The sequence below is a fragment of the Mycobacterium sp. NGS61 genome (assembly GCF_059812325.1).
The window spans coordinates 23,498-46,348 of sequence record NZ_JCALCL010000003.1 but is presented as its reverse complement, the minus strand read 5'-3'; the positions used below and the strand labels follow the sequence as shown (position 1 = coordinate 46,348).

The window sequence follows — 22,851 nt, the reverse complement described above, 5'->3', positions numbered from 1 at the left end:
ATTTGACGGAAACGTCACGAGGCCGTAGCTGAAACATCGGAGTCGCACCATTTCACCCAGGAGTTCGCGCACTCAAGGGAGGGTCGCAGACGTGGGTCGGGATTCGAATGGTCCGAAAAACGGTGCGTCATGTCCGCTGCACTGCGGTGCGCGCAACGATGACGCCCCCGCTGACCAGGTCGATTGGGCTGGACTGCCGGTCAATCTGGACTTCGCGTTCTCGCCGAGCCAGCGGGACAAGGTTTATGCGCAGCACCTGAAGTTTCGGCGTGGCACGCTGCTGCGCCGTGCGTCCGCCGACGTCACGCAGGACTGCGTCTGCGAGATGTCGGACTACGGGCGGGCCGACGCCGCAGCCATGTAGCGCGCGCCGGTGCTACCAACTCCGGGAAGATCCCACAGCCACCTTCGGGTTACGGCTGTGAAAGACGAGACGGATGTGACTCAGGCGCACTGATTTTCGGCGTCCGCCACCGGCAGGCCCTCATCCGCCCAGGCGCCGAATCCACCGAGCAGATCCGCGACGTCGAAACCCGCCGCCTGGAACAGGCTGGCCGCAATCATCGAACGGGTGCCGCTGGCGCAGTAGGTCACCACCGGAGCGGACTTGTCGAACTCGTCGAGGGAATCGACCAGCGCGGGCAGCGGGACGTGGCGGGCGCCCGGCACCACGCCGTCCTCGACCTCGGCTTTGCCGCGCACGTCGACGATCTGCAGGTTCGGAGTCGAGTCGCGCCGTTGCTCCAGCTCAGCGGCGCGGTAGCGGCGGGTGGTCGCGATCAGCTCCGGGCGCTCGTCGGACACCGCCGACAGGTCGTCCAATTGACCCAGCACGCGGTCCAGCCCCACCCGCGCCAGGCGGAGCCGGGACTCCCCCGCTTTCTCCGGATCGCCTACTAAGACAATGTCGCGGTCGATTTCCACTGCGCCGCCGGCCCATTCGGCGAACCGCCCGGCCAGGCTGACGTTGATGGCACCGCGAAGGTGACCGGCCGCGAAGTCCTCGGGCTCGCGGCTGTCCAGCAACGTCACGCCTGCTGCCGCGTGTTTTTCCACGATGTCGATGCCGAACACGTTCGGCGGGCCGTCGTTGAGCAGTGGGCGCCGCTCTCGGTTGCGGTGCGAGTCGTATTCGAAGTAGCGCGGTTGGGTCGCCTGATCCGAGGTCAGCGATGCGACGAACTCGGCTACGTTGTCGATCTTGGCCGCGTAGTTGGTCTCCCGCTGTTCGCCGATCGTGGAGTAAGTTTCGCTGGAAAGCTGCTTGCCGCACGTCGACCCGGCCCCGTGCGCGGGAAATACGCGGGTGGCGTCGGGCAGCGTGAGCAGCTTGCCGTGCAGCGTCTCGTAGAGTGTGCGGGCCAGGTCCTCGGCTGAAATGCCTTCATCGGCAAGCAGATCCGGCCTTCCGACGTCGCCGACAAAGAGCGCGTCGCCGGTGCAGACCCCGTAAGGCACCTCGTCGTCCGGGTACTCGTAGACCACGACGGAAATCGACTCCGGGGTGTGACCCGGGGTCGCCAAGATTTCGAAAGTGACTTCGCCCAACGAGATTCGCTGCCCGTCGTGCAGCGGCTCGACCGGGAACTCGACCCGGGCGTCCTTGCCGTAGGAGATCACCGCCCCGGTCGCGGCCGCGAGTTCCAAGTGGCCGCTGAGGAAGTCGGCGTGGATGTGGGTTTCAATCACCCGTTCGATCGTCAGGCCGTGTTCGGCGGCTTCCTGCAGGTATTCGTCGATGTCGCGGCGGGGATCGACAACCACGGCACGTCCCGAGCTTTCGTCGCCGATGAAGTACGAAGCCTGCGAAAGGCATTCCAGATAGTGCTGTGTGAAGATCATCGAGTCTTCCTCCTGAGCCCTTGAGGCAGATTTAACGCAGGGTTCCCCCGCGACGCGGCGCCGTAACCCCGGGCCACGACGATCACGCCGAACCCGGGACGTTCACCCCGTTCGCGCAGCACGCGGTGACTGGAATCGCGGTGAGCCGAAGTCATCGGCCCCGCGGTTCGGGCTGCCCGTACAGCGCGACAACCACGCTGCGGTCCAGGCTGTTGTTGGACCACACCCCCATCGCGGTGTTGGCGCAATCGCGCATGATCGCCAGATAGTCCGGGTTGTCGAACCATTGGTGGAACACCTCGAGGCTGCTGATGGCCAACGCCGGGTTGATCGCGACGGTTTCGGCCACCTTGCCGCGAAAGCCCGCCGCGGCGGCCCGGGACTGTGCCGTCGATCCGTCAGACCCGATGTCGGCGTTGATGTTTCGGTTGTTGATCAGGTCGTCGGCGTGCCATTGGGCGGCCAGATACAACGAGTTGTTCATGTTCACATCGTTGGTGCAACCCGCCTGATGCTGAGCCGTGTACACCCCGGAGACGACACTGTCGTTGAGCCGCTTGTTATCTGCGACGGCGCTGGGGGCCGTCACCAGCAGGATGAGGCCGGCAACCGCCGGGGCGTGCAGCCGGTTCATACCGGGTCGAAATGTGACACGAGCCAGCGGCCGTCGACCTTATCCAGCACCACCCGGATCACCGGCTGGGTATCGGTGGGGGTGCCGCCGTCGCCGATGGTGACGGTCTGGTTGACGAACAACAGCACCACAGCGTGGTTTGCGGTCGCCGACACCGACGACGCCGCAGTGACCTTCGCGGCCGCGGCGATGCGCTTCTCCTTGGCACCCGGGATGACCACCTGGCGAGTCAGCGCCGTGTAGGCGTCCTTGAACTCCCCGGTCAACCTGTCCCGGGCGGCGCCGAGATCTTTATCCGCCGACTCGGGGGTGTAGGACAGCATGGCCACCGCGTCGTCGCTGGCGGCCCGCACCGACTCGGCTGCGGCCGCACCCACGTCCGTGTTCGACACGTCCCACTTGAAGTAGCCGGCGGCCACCGCGAGCAGCAACGCGATCCCCGGCAGGACCGTGAAAGCAAGTACCCGCGACCACCGGATCGGAGTCCTCACCCGCTCCCGGCCGGCGGTCGGTTCGGCCGCGTCGTCGTCGTCGGGTTCCGGTGTGGTGTCGTCGTCCAGCGATTCCTCGTCTGCGGGCCCTGATTCGACGATCCGTTCGCTCAGTGTCGTCATGGCACGAACACCACGTTCGACATCTTGGCTTCGTCACCGACGGCCTGGACTTCGATTCGCATCCGCCATTCCCGGGGCGCCTCCTCGCCGGCCGCGGTCCGCGATTTCACTGCGACCGCCACCAGCACCTGCGCCGAGTCGCCGCGCTGGGATTCCAGTCCCGCGTCGGTGACCGTGCCCTCCGACTTCGACTGAGCCACTTTGACCAGTTCCACGAACGGCTTGGAACGACGCTCGAAATCGTCCCGGAACGCCCCGGTGGCCAGGTCGATGATGCGCTGCACGTCGGTGTCGATCTGCGTGTAGTCCAGCGTGGTGAGATTCACCGCGCCCTGCCGAGCGGCCCGGATGAACAGCTCACGCTGGGCCTGCGCCCGGTGCTGCGCGTAGTCGCGGTAGCCCAGCCAACCGGTCAGCCCGGTGAGCGCGGCCACGACCAGCGCGGCGGCCACCAGCGCACGCCCGACCCGGGAGAGCCGCCCGAACGGGTTGGGCAACCGGATGACCGACGGTCTGTCACGGTCTTCGACAGCCTCCTCCGCCACGCTGTCGCCGACATCTGTCTTGTCGACGTCATCAGCCTCTTTCGACAAGCTGACCTTCTGCTCTTCGGGCTGCTCAGCCATGTTGCTCCTAACTACGGTGACGGCACCAGCAGTGACTGCCAGTTCTTGGCACGCGGGTGCGCCAAATCGGCCTCGGTGTAACGACGCCCGTCGGGCCCCACATACTCACCCGTGGCCGGGTCGTAGGTGGCGACCGCGACCGGCGGGGGCGGCGGCGCGGTACCGCGCGGTGGCGGCAGCCGCGGATCCTGGCCGGGCGGGTACTGCGGGACACCCTGGCCGGTGGTGGTGGCGTTGGGGTCGCCCTTCCAGTGGTAGCCCTCGTTGAGCGGCACGTACTCCTCGTCGCTCTCGCACAACTCGACGGTCGGGGCACGTTTCCACGGCTTGGTCTCACACGGAATATTGCGCGCGCCACGAACATTGAGTTCGGAATCCTGCGGCAGTCGGCAATACAGTTCGGCCGCCGGCCGGTCCGGCGCATCCACACTGGCCGGTGAACGCCGCTGCGTGGGCGGCAGGAAGCCGGTGGTGCAGGGCGGCGGCAGGTTCATATTGAGGTTGAAATCCAGGTAGAAGCCCTTGTAGTCCTGCTTGGTGCCGACGTTGGGCACCAGCGAGCCCGCCATCACCGCGATGCCCTGCGGCAGCAGCACCAGGATCTGTTCGATGTCGTGCCGGTAGACGAAGGCGATGTCACCCAGGCTCACCAGGTTGGCGAACAGCACCGGTACCGCGGGCGCGACCCGATCGAACAGCGCACGGCCCTCCTCCAGCCCGGAACTGCCCTGCGCCAACAGGTCTCGCAGAGCCGCATCCTGCGCCTGGAACTGCGCGGTGATGGCTGCCGTTCGACGGGCCCAGGTGGCTATCGCATCCGATGTCTGCACTTGGGAGTTCAACACCGGCGGGGCCTGGTCGATCATGGTGGCCAGCGGGTCGACGGTGCGGCCGCCGGCGTTCGCCAATGCCGTTGACCCGTTGACGATCCGGGACAGCTCGGGTCCCAGCCCGCCCACCGCACGATTGGCCTCGTCCATCACGGTGCGCAGATTGTTGCGCGGAATCGCTTGCAGCGCACGGTTGGTCATGTCGAGCAGCCGCCCGATGTCGACCGGCACATCGACCTGTCCGGCCGGGATGACGTCACCGGCCCTGAGCGACCTTGACTGTCGGCCGTCTCCACCGGGCTGCGGGGTCAGTTCGATGTACTGCTCCCCGATCGCCGACCGGCTGTGCACCGATGCCTGCACGTGGGCGGGCACCTTGACGCCGGACCGCATGGCCAGCACCGCGCGCACCCCCTCGGCGGTGACACTGACCGACCGCACCTGACCGACGTCGGTGCCGCGATAGGTGACCACGGAGTTCTCGTACAACCCGCCCGACTGCGGCAGGTCGACGGTGACGCTGTATTCGCCGATTCCGAACAGCGTCTCAGGTATCTTCATGTAGTTGAAAGCCATTGAGCCACAAGAGATCAGCGTCACCACCGTCAGCACTGCCAATTGGATCCAGGTCTTGCGGTTCAGGCGCAGCATCAGTATCCCTCGAAGTGGTAAGGGAAGGTCAGCGGATTCCCGCCGGTGGCCGGGCTCGGTTGCATGCCGATGGTGCGTCCCCACTGCAGTTCGAGTTGGGTCAGATTGCCTTCCCACCGGGAGCCGGTGAATATCCCGGTGTCGATGCGGCTCAACGTGAGATCGACGATCATGGTGAGGTTCGCGTAGTCACCGCGGAACCAGTTGGTCACCGTCGACGTCGGCCACGGGTAGGTCGCCAATCCGTCCAGTCCCTTGGTGAGCGACGGTCCCGCGTCGGCGAGCCTGCGCAGCACCGGGGCGATCTGGCGCAGGTTGTTCACCAACGATTCTTTGCTCTGGCGGACGGTGTCCGCGGCGATCGCGCTGAATTTGCCGAGCTGGTCGATGGCGTCGGCGATCTGGGTGCGCTCATTGGCCAGGACCGCGAGCGCTTTGGGCACCGTCAGCAGCGCCCGGTCCACAACCGCGTCCTTGGCGGCGAACTGACCGGCCAACGAGTTGAGATTCTCAGCGGCAGCGATGATGTCGTCGGTCTGCTTATTGGTGCCGGCGATGAACTCGTCGAGTTGTCGCAGCAGGCTGCGCATGTCGTTTTCGCGTCCGGCGAAAGCCTTGGCGACCGCCTGGGTGATCTCCTGCAGCTGAGCCAGGCCACCGCCGTTGAGCAGCACGGATACCGACGCCAGGGTTTGCTCGGTGGTCGGATACATGCTCGCGTGTGCCAGCGGGATGACCGATCCGTTTCGCAGTTGTCCGACCGGCGGCTCGTCCCTGGGCGGGGCGAGCTCGATGTGCATGGACCCGAGCAAGCTGGTCTGACCGATCTTGGCGGTGGCGTTGGCGGGCAGCTGGACGTCGCCGTTGATCCGCATGGTGACCAGCGCGTGCCAGTCCTGGGCCTCGATCTTGGTGACATTGCCGATGTTGACGTCATCGACCCGGACCCGGGTGTTCTCTTGGATATTCACCACATCGGGTAACTGGGCTTGGACCGTGTAGGAGCCCGCGCCGCCACCGGACGTGCCGGGCAGCGTGAGCGAATTCAGGCCGTGCCAGTCACACCCACCGAGGACCGTCATGCAGGCGACACTGACCGCAGCCGTGATCATCTGCCGCCCAATCATGAGGACGGCCCCTGGGGGACCATCAGGCCCGGCAGGCCCAGCTTTGGATCGACCACGGTGGGTCCGGGCGCCGCTGCCGGCGCCGGCTGCTCGGCCGGCAGCGGGGCCGCCTCTGGCGGTGGCAGGGCGCCGGGGCGCAATCTGTCCTCGCTGTAGGTGATCTCGCCCGGGCGGGCCTGCGGTCCGACGAACGGGTTGAGCCCGACGGGCACGTAGTTATAGATGCGGTTTTTGATGATCGGCTCGACATATTGCAGGCAGAGCTTGGAAACCCGGTCCAATCCGCGCCGCGAGGCCGCTTCGATCGAGCTGCAAATCCATTGCGGGATATCGGCGAAGTTGTTCAGCGCGATGATGCCGGTCATGGCGCCCTGCGCTGGTTGGTAGATGTTCATGAAGTTCTGGAACACCGTCGGCACCACATGCAGGATCTGCTTGATGTCGGCACGGCTGTCGTTGAGTGCAGTGGTGATGGAAGTGAACCGGTCGACCGTGACACCGATGGATTCCCGGTTCTCGGCAAGGAATCCGCGCAGGTCCACCAGCGCCGCGTCCAGACCCTGCACCGCGTTGGCGATCTCGTTGGGCGAGTTGGACAGAATCGTGGTCACGCTGGCCAGGTTCTGGTTGAACGCGGCCAGCAGGTCGCTGCTGGAGTACAGCGCCGAGACCAGCAGCTGCAGGTTGCGCACCGTGCTGAAAATGTCGTCGGCGTGATCACCGAGCGCCGAAAGTGCCGCGGAGAGTTTGATGATGGTGTCGCGAGCCGTGTCGCCCTCACCCCGCAGGTTGTCCGCGGCCGAGTTGATGAATTCGCCCAGCGAGTTCACCCCGCCCGGTGTCGCCGGTTGCAGGGACTCGGTCAGCTTCTCCAACTGCTTGCGGAAGTCGTCCCACTCCACCGGTACCGCGGTGCGGCTCAGCGGAATGATTGCTTCGGCAGCGAGTTTGGGGCCGCCGTTGTAGACCGGGACCAGTTGCACAGCGCGTGAGGTCACCAACGACGGGGACAGGATCGCGGCGCGGGCCGCGGCGGGAATCGGATACTTCTTGTCGACGGAGAACGTCACCTTGGAGCTGGCCGGTTGCGGCTCGATCTTGTCGACGGTCCCGACGGCGACGCCCAGGATCCGGATTTCGTCGCCGACGAATAGACCGTTGGCGTTGACGAAATACGCGGAGTACGTGTTCTTGTCGACCTCTTTCCACAGCTGCTTGCCGAGAAGGAACAACGAGAAGACCAGGGTGACCACCAAACTGAGAGCGGCTGCGGCCCGCAGCGTTTTCCGTGCGGTGGGGCTGACGTTCACGGGCCCCCCGTTCCCGCGGGCTCCGGCGGCGGCCCCGGTGCGGGTCCGGGCGACGGTGGTTGCGACCACAGCGGTGTCGGTGCGGCTTCGGGTGGGACCGGCGGGGATCCGATCGGCGGGTCCACCGATTCGGACGGCAGATGCTGGTTGGGGTCCAGATACCGGTCATACATGCGCGAGTCGAGGATCGGTCCGCTGAGTTGGCCGGGAACCAGGTTGGCCACATAGGCTTTGAAGAACGGACCGGACCCGAGCACCTCGCCGAAGGACATGGCGTACCGCTTGAACTTCGGCAGTGTCCGCTGGATGTCTTCCTTGCGGTTGTCCAGGATTTCGAGCACGCCGTTGAGCTTGTCGAGAGCCGGCTTGAGCTGGCTGCGGTTGTCATCGACCAGCCCCGAAATCTGGTGGGACACCGCGGTGAGGTTGTTCATCAGTGCGTCGATGGAACTGCGTTCCCGTAGCAGCGCCGCCAGCAACGCGTTGGAATTGGACACCAGGCCGGCGATCTGCTGGCTGCGCCGACCCAACACGCCGGCAACGCTGTTGGCGTTAGTCAGCAGGCTGCGCAGCTGTGCGTCGCGGTTGTTCAGGGTGTCGGAGAACCGGGCGACCCCGTCCAGCGCCGGCCGCAGATTGGGTGGTGTGTCGTGGAACGTGTCGGCCAAAGTCGTGAGGGCTGAGGATAATTGGGTGGTGTTCAGGCCGCTGATCTGAGTTGTCAAGTCGCCCAGTGCGTCCGGCAAATCGTAGGGCGAGGTGGTGCGTTCCAGCGGAATGGTGATCCGCAGCCGGCCCTGCCCGCGCGGGGTCAGCTCGAGCATCTTGGAACCCAGAATCGTCTCGGTCTTGATCGCCGCTTCGGTCCGCTCGCCCAACTCGACGCTCTTGCGGACGGTGAAGCCGACCCGGACTTTGGTGCCCTCCAGACTCACATCGGACACCCGACCGACTCCCACACCCGAAACACGCACCTGGTTACCGGGTTTGATGCCACCGGCTTCGGAGAAATAGGCCGCATAGTTGTCGTAGCCGTTGACGAAGGGCAGCTTGTTGTACTGGAATGCGACGACCACCACCAACGTCATGATGACCGTGCCCATCACTCCCAACAGGAAGGGACTGCGGTTCTTGCCCGGCTTGCCGCGGAATCGACTCATTGCGGCGTGCACCGTCCGGAGGGCTGACCCACCAGCTTGACGTAGATGGGGTTGCCCCCCTTGCCGTTCAGTTTGAGCAGCACCTCGCAGAAGTAGAAGCCGAAGTAGTCGCCGTTGAGGCCCTGCCGGGACAGCACCTGGTAGACGTCGGGCAGGGTGTGGATCAGGTGGTCGACGTAGTCGCGGTCGGCCATCACCTGGGTCGCCATCCGGTCGGTTTCGTGCACCACGTTCTTGATCGGTTGCCGTGCCTGCACCAGCAGGTCGGCGATGGAACCGGCGGCGGCATTGACGTAGGCCAGGCCGGCGGAGATGTCGTCCTTGCGTTGCGCCAGGCCCTCGACGAACTCGGCCAATTTGTCCAATCCGTCGGCGAATTCGTGATCGCGGGCGGCGAAGGTGTGCAGCACGGTGTTCAGGTTGGTGATCAGCTCGCCGATCAACTCGCTGCGCCCGGCCAGGGTCGACGTCAACGTCGCGGTCTGGGCCAGCACCGAGGACAGCGTGCCGCCCTGGCCCTGGAAGATCCGCAGCAACTGCCCGGACAGCGCGTTGACCTGGTCGGGGTCCAGCGCGCGGAACAACGGGCGGAAACCGCCGATCAGCACGTCGACATCCAGGGCCGGCGATGTCCGCGCCAGCGGGATCGTCGCGCCCGCGGGCAGCCGGTGCGGCGATCCGGAGCTTTCTTCCAGAGCCAGGAAGCGGTCACCGATCAGGTTCTCGTAGCGCACCACCGCGCGGGTACCTTCGGTCAGTCGCAAACCCTTGTCAATCGCGAAGTCGATACTGACCGTGCCGTCGCGGTGCAGGGTGATGTCGCCGACCTTGCCGACTTCGGCACCGGCGATGCGGACGAAGTTGCCGGACTTCAGCCCCGAGATGTTGGTGAAGACCGCGTGGTAGTCGGTGCGGTCCTCGAATCGGAACTGCCCGAAGACCGTGACCAACCCGAAGGTGAAGACCAGGCACACCGCTGTGAACAGCGCGACCCGGATGATGATGCTCGGCATGCTTCGTCTCATGGCGGCGGCTGCCCCCCGCGGTAGAAGTAGCGCGGCGGCTCAGGCGGGTTCTTGGTCGTCGGGAAGTAGTTGGACCACCAGGGATTACCGACCGCCAGGTTGGTGCGGATCTCGTTGGGCTCGGTACCCCAGCCGGTGTCGGTGACCAGCGCGCGCACCGGGTAGTTGGCACTCGGGTCCGGCAGCGAACCGCAACTCGGCCTGCCGCCGGGGCCGCCGGTGGCATTGACTTTCGGCAGGTGCTTCGGGTACCGGTACGGGTCGTCGCCGAACAGCAGTCCGGCGTCCATGATGAACGAATATCCGTTGCCGCCCAACGTGTCCCGGCCGCCGTGCTCCACGTACCACTGTGCGCCCTGGAACAGGCAGGTGTAGGTCGGGGAATACATGTCCAGCAGTCGTGTGGTCGGGTCGAGCAGATTGATGGCTCGTACGATGTCGGATTCGGTGCGGCCGATGACGCTGATACCGGTCCGGCTGAAACCGATGGCTGACATCAGCATGGCGTCCAGCGACTGCTGGTTCTCGGTGAGGGTGACGCTGGTGGTCGTCACCGAGTCCAGGATCGACAGAATATCCTGCGCCGCAGTGGAATACGTGGCCGCGGCCTGGCCGAACAGCTTCCAGTTCCGGTGGATGGTGTCCAGTCGGGGATTCACGGCGAGCAGCACGTTGTTGGCGTCGGTGATGGCCTGCCCGATCCGGTCGCCCTTACCGCGCACCGATTGCGCGAAGGCCGACAGGATCGCGTTCAGTTTGGCGGGATCGATTGCCTGAACCAGGGATTGGAGATTCTCGAAGACGGTGTTCACCTCGACGGTCACATTCCGTGAGTGCAGCACGGCACCGGGTTTGAGGGCTGCGGGACTGGGCCGCCCGGGCGCGGTCAGGTCGACGTACTTGGAACCGAACGCGGTGGTCGACTTGATCTCGGCCTCGACGTTGCTGGGCAGATACCTGAACGCGTCCGGTTGCATCTTCAGCTTCAGCTCGGCGACTTTGACGTCGGTGCCGATCGACTCGACCTGCCCGACCTGCACTCCGCGGAACTTGACTTTGGCGCCCTGTTCCATCACCAGTCCCGCGCGGTCCGAGACCAGGGTCAGGGGGATCGATTCGTCGAACTTGCCGGCGAACATGCCGGTCGTCATCACCACCAGACCAGCCACCACCAGAAACAGGGTCGGCGCGTACCAGATCGGGTCGATCCGGCTGGTGCGGACCCGGTTGGCCCGGAAGGCTCCTCGATACTTCTCGTCGCTCATACCGGCTAACCCGACAGGTTGAAATTGCCGTGCTGCCCGTATACCGACAGCGAAATCATCAGGCACACAAAGGCGGTCACGATCATCGACGACCGCACCGACCGGCCCACCGCCTCGCCGACCCCGGCCGGCCCACCGGTCGCGGTGAACCCGTAGTAGGTGTGGACCACCATCACGCCGGTGGCCATCGTCAGCGCCGACAGGAACGACCACAGCAGATCGTTGGGATGCAGGAAGGTGGCGAAGTAGTGCTCGTAGACGCCACGGGACTGGCCGTACACGGAAATGGTGAGGAACTTGGCGGCGATGAATGACATCAGCACGGCGACGGCATAGAGCGGGATCACCACCAGCACACCGGCGATGATCCGGGTGGAGGCCAGGTAGGTGATCGCGCGGATGCCCATCACCTCGAGCGCGTCGATCTCCTCGTTGATCCGCATGGCACCCAGTTGCGCCGTGGCGCCGGCGCCGATGGTGGCCGTCAGTGCCAGGCCGGCCGTGCACGGCGCGATCATCCGGACGTTCAGGAACGCCGAGAGGAATCCGGTCATCGCCTCGACGCCGATGTTGGACAGCGTGTCGTAACCCTGTACCGCGACCAGCGCTCCGGTGGTCAGCGTGAGGAAACCGATGATCCCGACGGTGCCGCCGATCACCGCCAAAGCGCCGGTGCCCATGCCCATTTCGGCGATCAGCCGCAGCAGTTCACCGGGGTATCGGCGTACCGCCTCGCCGATGTTGAGTAATGACCGACCGTAGAACGCGGTCTGCTCCCCCAGCTTGCGGGTGGCAGCCACCGTCCTGGGACCGGCTGTACTCAACCGCGACGGTTCGTCGACCACGGCGTCGCTCATGGGCGCCACACCCGACTCATTTGGCGGTCACTTTCACACCCAGCGCCGTGGTCAGGATGTTGATGAAGAACAGTGCCATGAAGGAGAACACCACGGTTTCGTTCACGGCGCTGCCGACACCGGCCGGGCCGCCACCGGCGGAAAGGCCCTTGTAGCAAGCGATCAGACCGGCGGAGATCCCGAACAGCGTCGCCTTGATCAGCGAGATGACCACCTGTGGCAATCCGACGAGCAGCGTCATTCCGGCAACGAAAGCCCCCGGTGTGACGTGCTGGACGTACACCACGAAGATGTAACTGCCGACCAGGCCGGTAACCGATACCAATGAGAACAGCAGCACCGCAACGAACGTCGCGGCGATCAGGCGTGGAACCACCAGGGCCTGAATGGGGTTGACGCCGATCACCGCCATCGCGTCGATTTCCTCGCGAATCTTGCGGGCCCCCAGATCGGCGCACATAGCGGTCGAACCGGCGCCGGAGACGACCATGGCGGTGACCACCGGACCCACCTGGGTCACCGACGCGAGCCCGGCACCGGCGCCGGAAAGGTCGCCGGCACCGATCTCGACGAGCAGGATATTCAGCACGAACACGATGAGGACCGTGTACGGGATCGACAACATGATGGTCGGAAAGATCGACACCCGGGCAACGAACCAGATCTGCTCCAGAATCTCGCGCCAGTTCCATGGCCGTCGGACCAGCACCAGAAATGTCTCGGCGCAGAACGAGAAGAACCCGCCCAATGCGTTCATCGGCCTAGCCAGGGTTGCCGCGTCCATCGTTCGGCTCACCCCCGACCCACCAGAGCATTCGGTCCATGCGGTTACGCCGACGCCGTCAAGGACATCAAAGAGTGTCGTAATACGTTGTACGGCAACGGGTTAACGCCATCCACAGGAGTGGCGAGACTGGGTCGCCTGGCTGCAGATAGAAACATGCCGCCAGCTTACGAGCATCGAAAATCGATTCCGAGACTTGCAATCACCCGGAAACAAAGGTCGGAAGCCCGCACCGGTCAGCCTACGGTCGTACCGCCCTCAGCGATGCGCCGCACCGCCTTGAGAAAGACATCGATCTCGTCGCGGGTGTTGTAGAACGCGAACGAGGGACGCACGGTCGCCTCCAGACCATAGCGCCGCAAAATCGGCTGGGCACAGTGATGTCCGGCACGTACCGCAATGCCCTCGGCGTTCAAGGCTTTACCGACTTCGAGCGGTTCGTGCCCGGCCAGCACGAAGGACAGCACGCTGGCTTTCTCCTGCGCGGTGCCGATCAGCCGGACGCCTGGAATGTCGGCCAGGCGCGGTGTCGCGTACTCCAGTAGGGCGTGCTCGTAGGCCGCGATGCGCTCGACACCCACCTTCTCGACATAGCGCAACGCCGCCCCGAGTCCGACGGCGTCGGCGATATTGCCGGTGCCCGCCTCGAACTTGTTGGGCAGCCCCTGATACAGCGACCGCTCCAGGGTGACGTCGGCGATCATGTTGCCGCCGCCCTGCCACGGCGGCGTCTCGGCAAGAGCCTCCTCGGAGCCGTAGAGCACACCGATGCCGGTCGGACCGAAGATCTTGTGACCGGAGAACGCGAAGAAGTCGACGCCCAGCTCCGCGACGTCGATGGGTAGGTGGGGAATCGACTGGGCGCCGTCGATCAACACCCGGGCACCGTACCGATGACCCAGCTCGACGATCTTCTCGACCGGTGTGACCGTGCCGAGTGCGTTCGAAACGTGAGTCACCGCAACCAGTTTGGTTTTCGGACCGAGCAGATCCTCGAACTCCGACAGCAGCAGGTTGCCGGCCTCGTCCACCGGGGCGACCTTCAGCACCGCACCCGTCGCCTGCGAAAGCAACTGCCACGGAACGATATTGGCGTGGTGCTCGAGGTGGGTGATGACGATCTCGTCGCCGCGACCCAGATGTTTTCCACCCCACGCGTAGGCCACCAGGTTGATCGCTTCGGTGGTGCCGCGCACGAAGATGTTCTGTTCCACCCGGGGAGCGCCGATGAATCGTCGCACCGTCTCGCGGGCATCTTCGTAGGCGTCGGTGGCACGGGCGGCCAACTCGTGCGCGGCGCGGTGGATGTTGGAGTTCTCGTGGGCATAGAAGTGCGCCAGCCGGTCGATCACCGCTTGCGGCTTCTGGGTGGTGGCCGCGTTGTCGAACCAGATCAGCGGTCTGCCGTTGACCGTCTCCTGCAGGATCGGGAAGTCGGCCCGTACCGCATTGACCTCGAAGACCTCGTGGTCGTCCGGCACTTGCGGCACCGGCTCCCGCGGGATGGCCAGGAAGTAGTAGTTGGCCTCGTCACCGGTCGGCGCTGCCGCAGGTGCGTCCGACCAGCCCAGGTCGGCCACCGTCGGCGCCTGCGGGTGCCAGCCGGGAGCCGAGCCGCGCGGGGCCACCGGCACGCTGGGTGGAGCGCCGGCCAGCACGCCGGGCACGGTCGGCACGATGCCCGTCGGCACCGCAAAGGCGCTCAGGTCGCCGACACCGGGCGGCAGGAACGGGTCGGCGACCGCGACACCGGGCGCACCCGCGGACGGGCCCGCCGTGCTGTCCGGCACGTTGCCACGCGGCGCCACCGGCACCGTCTGCGGCGGGGTGGCTTCCGGCCCGGGTGATGTCGGCGCCGGCACGTAGATGTCGGAAAACGCGATCGCAGGCACGCCGGCGGTGAGCGGGTCGGAGGTGCCGGCTGCGGTCCGGCCGGCCGAGGTCGCGGCCGTCGTGTCGGGCAGGTTGCCGCGCGGGGCGACCGGGGCGGTCTGCGGCGGACTGTCGGGTCCCGGCCGGATGCTGGCCGCGTAGAGCTGGCTTGCCAGCACCGCGAGTTCCGTGGCGCTGACTGGCAGCTCGCTTTCGGCGTCTACCGAACGGTACTCACTCGTACTCATGGAACTGGTCCACGGCGACGTCGTCGAGCACGGCAAGCGCATCGTCGGTGAGGACCGCCAAAGACGTGTACAGGGTGACCAGGTAAGTAGCGATCGCCGACTTGTTGATGCCGGTGAACCGGACCGACAAGCCCGGCGCCTGCTCGCCGACCAGGCCGGGCTGGAACAGGCCGACCACACCCTGGCGCTCCTCACCGGTGCGGGCCAGGATGATTTGCGTCTTGCCGTCCTCGACCGGGACCTTGTCCGACGGGATGAGCGGAATACCGCGCCAGGTGATGAACTGCGCGCCGAACAGGCTCACGACCACCGGCGGCACGCCACGGCGGGTGGCCTCGCGGCCGAACGCGGCGATGCCCAGCGGGTGCGCGAGGAAGAAGCTCGGAGTCTTCCAGACTTTGGTGATCAGCGAGTCCAGGTCGTCCGGCGTGGGCCGACCGCCCCGGGTCTGGATGGTCTGCTCCGGAGTCACCTGGGCCAGCAACCCGTACTCGGGGTTGTTCACCAGCTCGGACTCCTGGCGCTCCTTGATGGTCTCGATGGTCAGTCGCAGCTGCTGCGCGATCTGGTCGTGTGGGCTGGAGTAGAGGTCGGACACCCGGGTGTGGACGTCCAGCAGCGTGGAGATGCTGCGCAGCGTGTACTCGCGCGGACTGATCTCGTAGTCGACGTAGGTCTCCGGTAGCGGTTCATCAATACTGGCACCGGCCTCCGCTTTGATCGCGACCCGCTCCGGATTGACCACCCGGTTCACGCGGTAGATACCGGCTTCGACGGGCACCCAGCTCAGCAGATGCAGCAGCCAGCGCGGCGTGATCGTCGCCAGCTGCGGGACCGTCTTGGTGGCGTTGGCAAGCTGGCGTGCCGCAAGGTCGCCGAGGGCCTGGGATTCGTTCTGTGCTCCGGGATCCGACCCCTGAGTAGAAGCGGCCATCGTCGTCCTTTCCATGCGTGATCAGAGCTGCGCCGGGTATCGAGCAGAGCCATCATGCCTCACAAGTTGCGTGAATGCCTGCCGAGAGTAGGCAGATGGCGACGCCGCGACATAGAGTTAAACCTCGACTGAGCCGAACCGACTCTGGGCTGGTTTCCCAGATTGTTCCCAGCCTGGCCGATTTGTCGATGCTTTATAGTGGGACGCATGCAACAGGCCGACCAGCTGCGTTTTGTCCGCACGCGCTGCATCGCCGTGATCTGTTGTTGTTCCTGTTGATTTCTGACGCCCGCTGACCGCTCAGTAATCGCCGCAGCCACCGCCCGGAGGGCTCACCTCCTCGGTGTGAGGCGCGCCACCTTCCAGGAAGAACAAGTCCCCATGACCGTTGTGTCCATCCCCGATCGTGCGCTGGCGCGTGTGACAACCCGCAGGCGCGTCCGGGTGCGGCCGGCCGACGCGCCCACCCGCATGACGCGCTACCGCGGCGGTACCTATTCACACACCGTCGACAGAATCGTGTTCAGTGACGGCACCTCCGCACGTACCGACCTGATCCGGCTCAATCCCGGCCTGCAGGCGTACTCGTTGGACTTCGCCGGAATCTCTCCGTACCACCCGTCGCCCTACCGGCTGGGCGCCTGGTCGGCATTGCCGCATCTGCACACCCGGGGCTGCGAGGCCGAAGTCGCCTGGATCCTGCGGCACTCCTTCCCGGTTTTGGCAGTGTCCGAACTGAGTGACCGACTGCGCCGGGCCGGATATCCCTTGGGAGCGGCCAACATCAGCGAACACGAGGCCATCGCAGGAACCCAGGCCGCGATCTGGCATTTCACCAACGGCATGGCCCTGGACACCCGACCGTTGAACGCACCCACCGCGGTGCACCGCGGTCCGGATTCGACGCTGACGTTCGAGTTCGACGGCCAGCCCCAGCTCGGTGGGTATGCGCTGTGGACCGCGTCCGACTCCCCCGTCACCGTGACGCTGCAAAAATCGGCCGACGGCCTGACGTGGCACGACGTCTCCGGATCGACACTGGTCACCGACGCGGGCAAGGGTCGCTACGAGCGCACCCTCGGGGTTGGCAGCACCACCTCCAGCCACCGCCACGGCCGCGGCGCCCGCGGCTACCGGTACTACCGACTACTCACCACCGCACCGGAAGCCGCGATCGACCACGTCGACTTCTGGCTGACCGGGTCCGGTCACTACCGCAATGCCGACCGCATCGTCCACCTGTACAACTACCTGCTCGCCGGGGCCTACCCGGCGCTTCGGGACGCCGAGGAACCCTTGATCGACGGCGAGGCAGTGGCCCAGGGCGGGCTCGTCGGCCCGTTCCAGGTGAGCGCACCCCTCACCTTGGCCGCCGGCAGCGGCCAGGTGATCGTCGACGCCTTCGGCGCGGTGATCGACGGAGCGGTCCGACCAGGCACCGACTTCTACGTTCGGGTCACACCGGGCCGCTCGGGAATAACGCTGCACGCAACCACGTCTGATCACGGCAGCGGACGGGTACTGACCGGGGTGGCGGTGGCCGGGCCCGCGCGGGGACTGACTCCGGTTGCTTTGACCACCCCCTCGCACGTGACAATGGAGTTCGACATCACCTGGGAAGCCGGCCAGGCCCGCACTGACACCGTTGGAGAATGTGGATGACCATTGCCGAGAACATCACCCAACTCATCGGCCACACGCCGCTGGTCCGGTTGCGCCGGGTCACCGACGGCGCGGTCGCCGACGTCGTCGCCAAGCTGGAGTCGTTCAACCCGGCCGGCAGTGTGAAAGACCGCATCGGCGTGGCGATGATCGACGCGGCCGAGAAGGCCGGCCTGATCAACGAGGACACCATCATCCTCGAGCCCACGAGTGGGAACACCGGGATCGCGCTCGCGATGGTCGCCGCTGCCCGTGGCTACAAGCTGGTGCTGACCATGCCGGAGACCATGAGCATCGAGCGCCGAATCCTGTTGCGCGCCTACGGCGCCGACCTCATCCTCACGCCTGGTTCCGAGGGCATGCCCGGGGCCATCGCCAAGGCCGAGGAACTGGCTAAAAGCGATCAGCGGTACTTCATCCCGCAGCAGTTCGAAAACCCGGCCAACCCGGCAGTACACGCGGTCACCACCGCCGAAGAAGTGTGGAAAGACACCGACGGCAAGATCGACATCTTCGTCTCCGGGGTCGGCACCGGCGGCACCATCACCGGTGTGGCACAGACCATCAAGGAGCGCAAGCCGTCGGTGCAGTTCGTCGCCGTCGAACCGGCCGCATCGCCGGTGCTGTCCGGTGGCCAGAAGGGACCGCACCCCATCCAGGGCATCGGCGCCGGCTTCGTGCCGCCGGTGCTGGATATGGGTCTGGTCGACGAGGTGGTCACCGTCGACAACGACGACGCGTTGAACCTGGCCCGACGCCTGGCCAGGGAAGAGGGGCTGTTGGTCGGCATCTCGTCGGGCGCCGCGGTGGCCGCGGCCCTCGACCTGGCCCGGCGACCGGAGAACGCCGGCAAGCTGATCGTGGTCGTCCTGCCATCGATCGGCGAGCGGTACCTGAGCACGGTGCTGTTCAAGGATCTGAGCGACTAGTCATGTTGGCGGCTATCCGGCGCGACATCCAGGCGGCCCGGGAACGCGACCCGGCCAACCCCACCGTGCTGGAGGTCGTCTTCGCCTACCCGGGCGTCCACGCCGTGTGGGGACACCGGATCACGCACTGGCTGTGGCGGCGCGGCCGGCGACTGGCGGCCCGGACACTGGCCGAACTGAACCGCATCCTGACCGGTGTGGACATCCATCCCGGCGCCGTGCTCGGACCCGGGCTGTTCATCGACCACGCAACCGGGGTGGTGATCGGGGAAACCGCGGAAATCGGCGAGGACGTCACGATTTTCCACGGGGTCACCCTGGGTGGCACCGGCAGCGAAACCGGCAAACGTCACCCCACCATCGGTGATCGGGTCACCATCGGCGCGGGAGCAAAAGTGCTCGGCGCCATCAAGATTGGTGACGACAGCCGGATCGGCGCCAACTCCGTCGTCGTCAAGGAGGTCCCGGCCAGCGCGGTGGTCGTCGGAGTGCCCGGCCAGATCGTGAGCCGACCCGGGCCGGCCAGCGAGGACGAATCGAAGCTGCCCGACCTGGTCGGCGTCAGCCTCAAGTCGCTGCTCACCCGGGTGTCCCGGTTGGAAGGCAAATCCAACGGAGCCGCGACCGAGCGCGTCATCCGGCCCCCCGAGGCCGGCGTCTGGTACGGCGAGGATTTCTCGATCTAGGGGACCGTTGCGTCGGTGAAAGTGTTGGTGCACAAGTGAGTTCGGTTGTAATCGCAAGCATCGCGGTTGTCGCGGCTCTGGGGGGTGCCAGCGTTATCGGAGTTGCGGTCAACCGCCGATCCGGGGTGGTGCGCAAGGCCGCTGCTGCCGACGACCAGGACAATTCGGACCTGGGCCTGTCCGACACCGGGCCGACGGTGGTGCACTTCAGTGCCGAGTGGTGCGGCCCGTGCGCTGCGGTACGGCGGGTGGTCGACCAGGTGTGCGCGGAATTGCCCGAGGTGGCCCATATCGAGCTCGACATCGACCAGAATCCCGTTGCTGCCAAACGCCTTTCGGTGTTGTCGTTGCCGACTACGTTCATCTTCGACGCGTTTGGCCGGCAACAATATCGCAGCGCGGGTGTTCCGAAAGCCGCCGACCTGCAGTCGGCTCTGCGCCCGCTGATGACCGTCGATCAGGAGAGGAACAGTTGATGTCCCCCGATGTCAACCACGTGGATGTCCGCGGGCCGCGTTTCGCCGCATGGGTCACCAGCACGGTGCTGGTGGCGACGCTGGTGGTCTCGGTGTTCAGTCAACCCGCCGCGGCCGTCCTGCTCGGCCTGCAAGCGATCGTCTTTGCGGTGAGCGCGGTACGCGGTCCGCGAAATTCTCCGTACGGATTGGTGTTCGCCAAGGTGGTGGCGCCCCGGCTCAGCCCGGCCAGTGAACGGGAACCCGTGCCGCCGTTGAAGTTTGCCCAAGTGGTCGGGCTGGTGTTCGCCGTCGCCGGGGTGATCGGGTTCGCCGCCGGGATCTCGCTGCTGGGCGTGATCGCCACCGGGTTCGCCTTATTCGCTGCGTTTCTCAACGCAGCTTTCGGCATCTGCCTCGGCTGCCAGCTGTACCCGATGGTGGCGCGCTGGCGCCGCGCCCCCGCTGCGTAGAGCGCGCTGCGCGACACACCGAGATTCGACGGTGTTTTTAATTTTGAAGCTATATCCAATCAGCTCTTATATTCTCGGAATATGGACGAGCCTGAGTTGCGATTGCTCCGTCTATTCGTGGCTGTCGCGGAGGAACGCCACTTCGGCAATGCCGCCCGGCGGCTGCATATCGCCCAGCCACCGTTGAGCCAACAGATCCAAAAACTGGAACGTCGGCTGGGCACCGAGTTATTCGACCGGTCGCGCCGTCCCATCGAGCTCACCGACGCGGGGGAGGCGCTCTTCGCCGAGGCACGCCTTGCGCTCACCTACGCCAAGCGGGCGTACGCGGCGGCACGACGGGCCGCCAACGGCCAGCTCGGTTGTGTCTACATCGGTGCGATGCAGGCGGCAGTGAACGGCGTCCTGGCCTATGTCATGCGGGCTCATCGGCTGCAGTATCCGGACGTCAAGCTCGAACTCATCGAGCTGGGTAACGTCGAGCAGGTCGAGCAACTCGTGGATCACCGCATCGACGTCGGATTCCTGCGGGGACCGATCGACGAACCGTCGTTGACCATCCAGACGCTGATCGCCGACCCGCTCGCCGCGGTCGTCTGCGTGGACCACGCGTTGGCCGATCAAGAGCGAATCGACCCGAGACAATTAGCCCACGAACCAACCATCCTGTGGACCCGGGCCGCGGCAACCACCACCTACGCCGACGTCGTCGAGCTGTTCCGGATGTATGACATCGACCCACCGATCGTCGACGAAGTGCAGCATATCCAGACAATCCTGGCGTTGGTCGCCTCAGGTGCCGGGATCGCTTTGTTACCAACGTCTTTCATCAACCTCAATCGGAAGGATGTGCGCTTCATTCCGTTATCCGGTGAGCTGCCACACCGCCCGCTGATCTTGGCCTGGCGCACCGTCGACCGGTCGCCGACCGTGCGCTGTTTCCTGGACGTCACACTGCAGGCATCCCCGCGCTACGTGCAAGACCTCGGAAAGCACTACCCCCAGTTGAGTACGTAACTGGCGCGCCGGGCCTGCCGCTGAAGTAGCTCTCGGTGCGGGCGATTCGCGGGTTCCCGCTATTCGGTATTATATCTACAGAATATTTTAGTGGTCTTACTTTGTCTTAGACATGATGATGTGCTCGTCATACGGTGGTCGGAGTCAACGAGCGCAGGAGATCACCGAGTGAGCGAGACTTCCACAACTGGCCCCTTTTCGTCGCTTCTGGTGGCCGACTTCTCGCACGCTCTCGCCGGACCGTTCTGCACCATGACACTCGGCGATCTCGGCGCCACGATCGTCAAAGTGGAGCGTCCGGGCGGCGATGACACTCGGGTCTGGGGTCCGCCATTTGTCGACGGCGAGAGCACCTATCACCTGGGCGTGAACCGCAACAAGCGCAGCGTCGTCCTCGACATGCGCCAATCCGAGGATCTCGATCTGGCCCGGACTCTCGCTGAGCGCGCCGACGTGCTGGTGGAGAACTTCCGGCCCGGCGTCATGGCCCGGTTCGGCTTGGACGAGCCCACAGTGCGCCGGGCGAATCCTGGCCTGGTGTACTGCAGCATCTCGGCATTCGGCGCCAACGCCGGGGCCCAGTGGGCCGGCTACGACATATCAATCCAGGCGCTGGGCGGATTGATGAGCATCACCGGACCCGATTCCGACCAACCGACGCATGTCGGCGCTGCGCTGGTGGGCTCGCTGGCGGGCATGTTCGCAACGGTCGGGATCATGGCGGGACTGCGCGATCGAGATCTTACGGGGCGCGGGCAGCACGTTGAGGTCAACCTGTTGTCCGTGATTTTGGCGGCCATGACCGACCAGTCCACCAGTTACGTTGTTGCACAACAGGTTCCCCGCACTTCGGGTGATGGTCACGCAAGCATGGCGCCTTATGGCTGCTACGCCACCGCGAAGGGCACGCTGGTGCTGGCCATCTGCAACGACAAGCAGTTCGGGCTGCTCCGCGATGTCTGGGGGCTTGCGGATGTGGCCCAGGATGAGCGGTTTCGGACCAATGAGCTGAGGGTGCGCAACAGGGCGGCCCTGCGGGAGCAATTGGAACGCGCGCTGGCAACCAACTCGGCGGCGTACTGGTCGTCGGTACTGCTGAAGAAGGGAATTCCGGCCGGCGCGGTCAACAACGTCGCCCAAGCCTTTGCCCTAGCCGAACAGTTGGGATTGAGCCCGGTCCGCAACACCGCCGATGGAGACGACGTGGGCCGCCAAGTGGCCAGCCCAATCAATCTGTCCGCCACACCAGTGACCTACCGAACCAGAGCGCCGCGACTAGGCGAGCACAGCGACGAGATCCGTGACTGGCTTACCGACCTTGCGCTGCACGCAACCAAGAAATGACTGCAGCCGACTGTTGGTTGAGCCGTCTGGTCACCACCGCGCAGGAAATGATCACGTCAGCCCGGGTTGTCGTGGTCCTCGTGGCGGCCGCGATTTTCCGGGCGAAGACCGAGCGCGGGATTCGGTTGCTCGCCGCAGTCATCGACTGCCGAGCGACGTCGCCCAGTCGCTGAGCCGACCGGTCCCCCGGAATGGCGTGCCGGTCCTTCCCGGTTCGTCACCGACCTCGTGGGCGCGTCGATCCATGCAATCACCGAATACATTTCTAAATCCGGATACATCGCTGGATGTAATGTCATTTCAATGAATTTCCTCCCGACATCGGGTGCGTCTGGGTACCATGCGTCTGCAGTGTTGATATGCGTCACATGATCGTCTCGCGTTTCCCGAGTCGCGTACCACGATAGCTTTGACGAATCGGAGGTTTGTTGTGGCTACGTGGCGTGATGTTTGCCTTTACCGTCGGTCGATGCATCACCATTAGGAGGTGTGGGTCCATTAGCCCT

The 22,851-nt window shown here is 65.3% G+C and carries 22 protein-coding genes; 8 read left to right on the top strand and 14 right to left on the bottom strand.

Annotated elements, in window-relative coordinates:
* The first annotated feature begins 91 nt into the window (after window positions 1–91).
* A complete protein-coding gene (locus AC5Y3Z_RS07840) occupies window positions 92–364 on the top strand; it encodes a hypothetical protein (protein ID WP_463824732.1) in 273 nt (90 codons plus the stop codon).
* Window positions 365–444: 80 nt separating this feature from the next.
* Here AC5Y3Z_RS07840 and AC5Y3Z_RS07835 read toward each other — a convergent pair whose 3' ends face one another.
* The 14 genes from AC5Y3Z_RS07835 to AC5Y3Z_RS07770 all read right to left on the bottom strand — a co-directional run bounded on the left by AC5Y3Z_RS07835 (window position 445) and on the right by AC5Y3Z_RS07770 (window position 15,779).
* Window positions 445–1,842, bottom strand: coding sequence for an MBL fold metallo-hydrolase (locus AC5Y3Z_RS07835; RefSeq protein WP_463824733.1), 1,398 nt, complete (start codon window positions 1,840–1,842; stop codon window positions 445–447).
* Between the two features lie 151 nt (window positions 1,843–1,993).
* Window positions 1,994–2,476 (bottom strand): CAP domain-containing protein, encoded by a 483-nt coding sequence (locus tag AC5Y3Z_RS07830; RefSeq protein WP_463824734.1) that lies wholly within the window; start codon window positions 2,474–2,476, stop codon window positions 1,994–1,996.
* Window positions 2,473–3,090, bottom strand: coding sequence for a hypothetical protein (locus tag AC5Y3Z_RS07825; protein WP_463824735.1), 618 nt, complete (start codon window positions 3,088–3,090; stop codon window positions 2,473–2,475). Before AC5Y3Z_RS07825 ends, AC5Y3Z_RS07830 begins: the two co-directional genes overlap by 4 nt.
* Entirely contained in the window at window positions 3,087–3,716 is a 630-nt protein-coding gene (locus AC5Y3Z_RS07820; RefSeq protein ID WP_463824736.1) for an Rv1363c family protein, read from the bottom strand. Before AC5Y3Z_RS07820 ends, AC5Y3Z_RS07825 begins: the two co-directional genes overlap by 4 nt.
* Before the next feature lie 11 nt (window positions 3,717–3,727).
* Window positions 3,728–5,197: an MCE family protein gene (locus AC5Y3Z_RS07815; protein WP_463824737.1), complete on the bottom strand. Its 1,470-nt coding sequence runs from the start codon at window positions 5,195–5,197 to the stop codon at window positions 3,728–3,730.
* Entirely contained in the window at window positions 5,197–6,309 is a 1,113-nt protein-coding gene (locus tag AC5Y3Z_RS07810; protein WP_463824738.1) for an MCE family protein, read from the bottom strand. The genes AC5Y3Z_RS07815 and AC5Y3Z_RS07810 overlap by 1 nt, the downstream gene beginning before the upstream one ends.
* An 11-nt stretch (window positions 6,310–6,320) precedes the next feature.
* Window positions 6,321–7,634, bottom strand: a complete 1,314-nt coding sequence (locus tag AC5Y3Z_RS07805) for an MCE family protein (RefSeq protein ID WP_463824739.1) — start codon at window positions 7,632–7,634, stop codon at window positions 6,321–6,323.
* On the bottom strand, window positions 7,631–8,794 hold the full coding sequence (locus AC5Y3Z_RS07800) for a virulence factor Mce family protein (RefSeq protein WP_463824740.1): 1,164 nt from the start codon (window positions 8,792–8,794) through the stop codon (window positions 7,631–7,633). Before AC5Y3Z_RS07800 ends, AC5Y3Z_RS07805 begins: the two co-directional genes overlap by 4 nt.
* Window positions 8,791–9,819, bottom strand: coding sequence for an MCE family protein (locus tag AC5Y3Z_RS07795; RefSeq protein WP_463824741.1), 1,029 nt, complete (start codon window positions 9,817–9,819; stop codon window positions 8,791–8,793). Before AC5Y3Z_RS07795 ends, AC5Y3Z_RS07800 begins: the two co-directional genes overlap by 4 nt.
* Window positions 9,816–11,084, bottom strand: coding sequence for an MCE family protein (locus AC5Y3Z_RS07790; RefSeq protein ID WP_463824743.1), 1,269 nt, complete (start codon window positions 11,082–11,084; stop codon window positions 9,816–9,818). Before AC5Y3Z_RS07790 ends, AC5Y3Z_RS07795 begins: the two co-directional genes overlap by 4 nt.
* Before the next feature lie 5 nt (window positions 11,085–11,089).
* Window positions 11,090–11,941 carry an ABC transporter permease gene (locus tag AC5Y3Z_RS07785; protein ID WP_463824744.1) on the bottom strand — a complete coding sequence of 284 codons (852 nt, stop codon included), beginning with the start codon at window positions 11,939–11,941 and terminating at the stop codon, window positions 11,090–11,092.
* 16 nt (window positions 11,942–11,957) lie between these two features.
* On the bottom strand, window positions 11,958–12,725 hold the full coding sequence (locus AC5Y3Z_RS07780) for an MlaE family ABC transporter permease (protein ID WP_463824745.1): 768 nt from the start codon (window positions 12,723–12,725) through the stop codon (window positions 11,958–11,960).
* Window positions 12,726–12,961: 236 nt separating this feature from the next.
* Window positions 12,962–14,845 carry a family 2A encapsulin nanocompartment cargo protein cysteine desulfurase gene (locus AC5Y3Z_RS07775; protein WP_463824746.1) on the bottom strand — a complete coding sequence of 628 codons (1,884 nt, stop codon included), beginning with the start codon at window positions 14,843–14,845 and terminating at the stop codon, window positions 12,962–12,964.
* Window positions 14,832–15,779: a family 2A encapsulin nanocompartment shell protein gene (locus AC5Y3Z_RS07770; protein ID WP_463824747.1), complete on the bottom strand. Its 948-nt coding sequence runs from the start codon at window positions 15,777–15,779 to the stop codon at window positions 14,832–14,834. The genes AC5Y3Z_RS07775 and AC5Y3Z_RS07770 overlap by 14 nt, the downstream gene beginning before the upstream one ends.
* Window positions 15,780–16,160: 381 nt before the next feature.
* Here AC5Y3Z_RS07770 and AC5Y3Z_RS07765 point away from each other — a divergent pair, with 381 nt between their 5' ends.
* From AC5Y3Z_RS07765 to AC5Y3Z_RS07735, 7 genes are all read left to right on the top strand, one after another.
* Entirely contained in the window at window positions 16,161–17,441 is a 1,281-nt protein-coding gene (locus tag AC5Y3Z_RS07765; protein ID WP_463824748.1) for a thioester domain-containing protein, read from the top strand.
* Window positions 17,438–18,370, top strand: a complete 933-nt coding sequence (gene cysK, locus AC5Y3Z_RS07760) for a cysteine synthase A (protein ID WP_463824749.1) — start codon at window positions 17,438–17,440, stop codon at window positions 18,368–18,370. Before AC5Y3Z_RS07765 ends, cysK begins: the two co-directional genes overlap by 4 nt.
* Before the next feature lie 2 nt (window positions 18,371–18,372).
* Window positions 18,373–19,056: a serine O-acetyltransferase gene (cysE, locus tag AC5Y3Z_RS07755; RefSeq protein ID WP_463824750.1), complete on the top strand. Its 684-nt coding sequence runs from the start codon at window positions 18,373–18,375 to the stop codon at window positions 19,054–19,056.
* Window positions 19,057–19,091: 35 nt separating this feature from the next.
* Complete coding sequence (locus AC5Y3Z_RS07750) at window positions 19,092–19,532, top strand: thioredoxin family protein (protein ID WP_463824751.1); 441 nt, start codon at window positions 19,092–19,094, stop codon at window positions 19,530–19,532.
* Window positions 19,532–19,984, top strand: a complete 453-nt coding sequence (locus tag AC5Y3Z_RS07745; RefSeq protein ID WP_463824752.1) for a DUF4395 domain-containing protein — start codon at window positions 19,532–19,534, stop codon at window positions 19,982–19,984. The genes AC5Y3Z_RS07750 and AC5Y3Z_RS07745 overlap by 1 nt, the downstream gene beginning before the upstream one ends.
* Before the next feature lie 81 nt (window positions 19,985–20,065).
* Window positions 20,066–21,001 carry a LysR family transcriptional regulator gene (locus AC5Y3Z_RS07740; protein WP_463824753.1) on the top strand — a complete coding sequence of 312 codons (936 nt, stop codon included), beginning with the start codon at window positions 20,066–20,068 and terminating at the stop codon, window positions 20,999–21,001.
* Window positions 21,002–21,169: 168 nt separating this feature from the next.
* Window positions 21,170–22,345, top strand: coding sequence for a CaiB/BaiF CoA transferase family protein (locus AC5Y3Z_RS07735; protein ID WP_463824754.1), 1,176 nt, complete (start codon window positions 21,170–21,172; stop codon window positions 22,343–22,345).
* Window positions 22,346–22,851 lie beyond the last annotated feature (506 nt).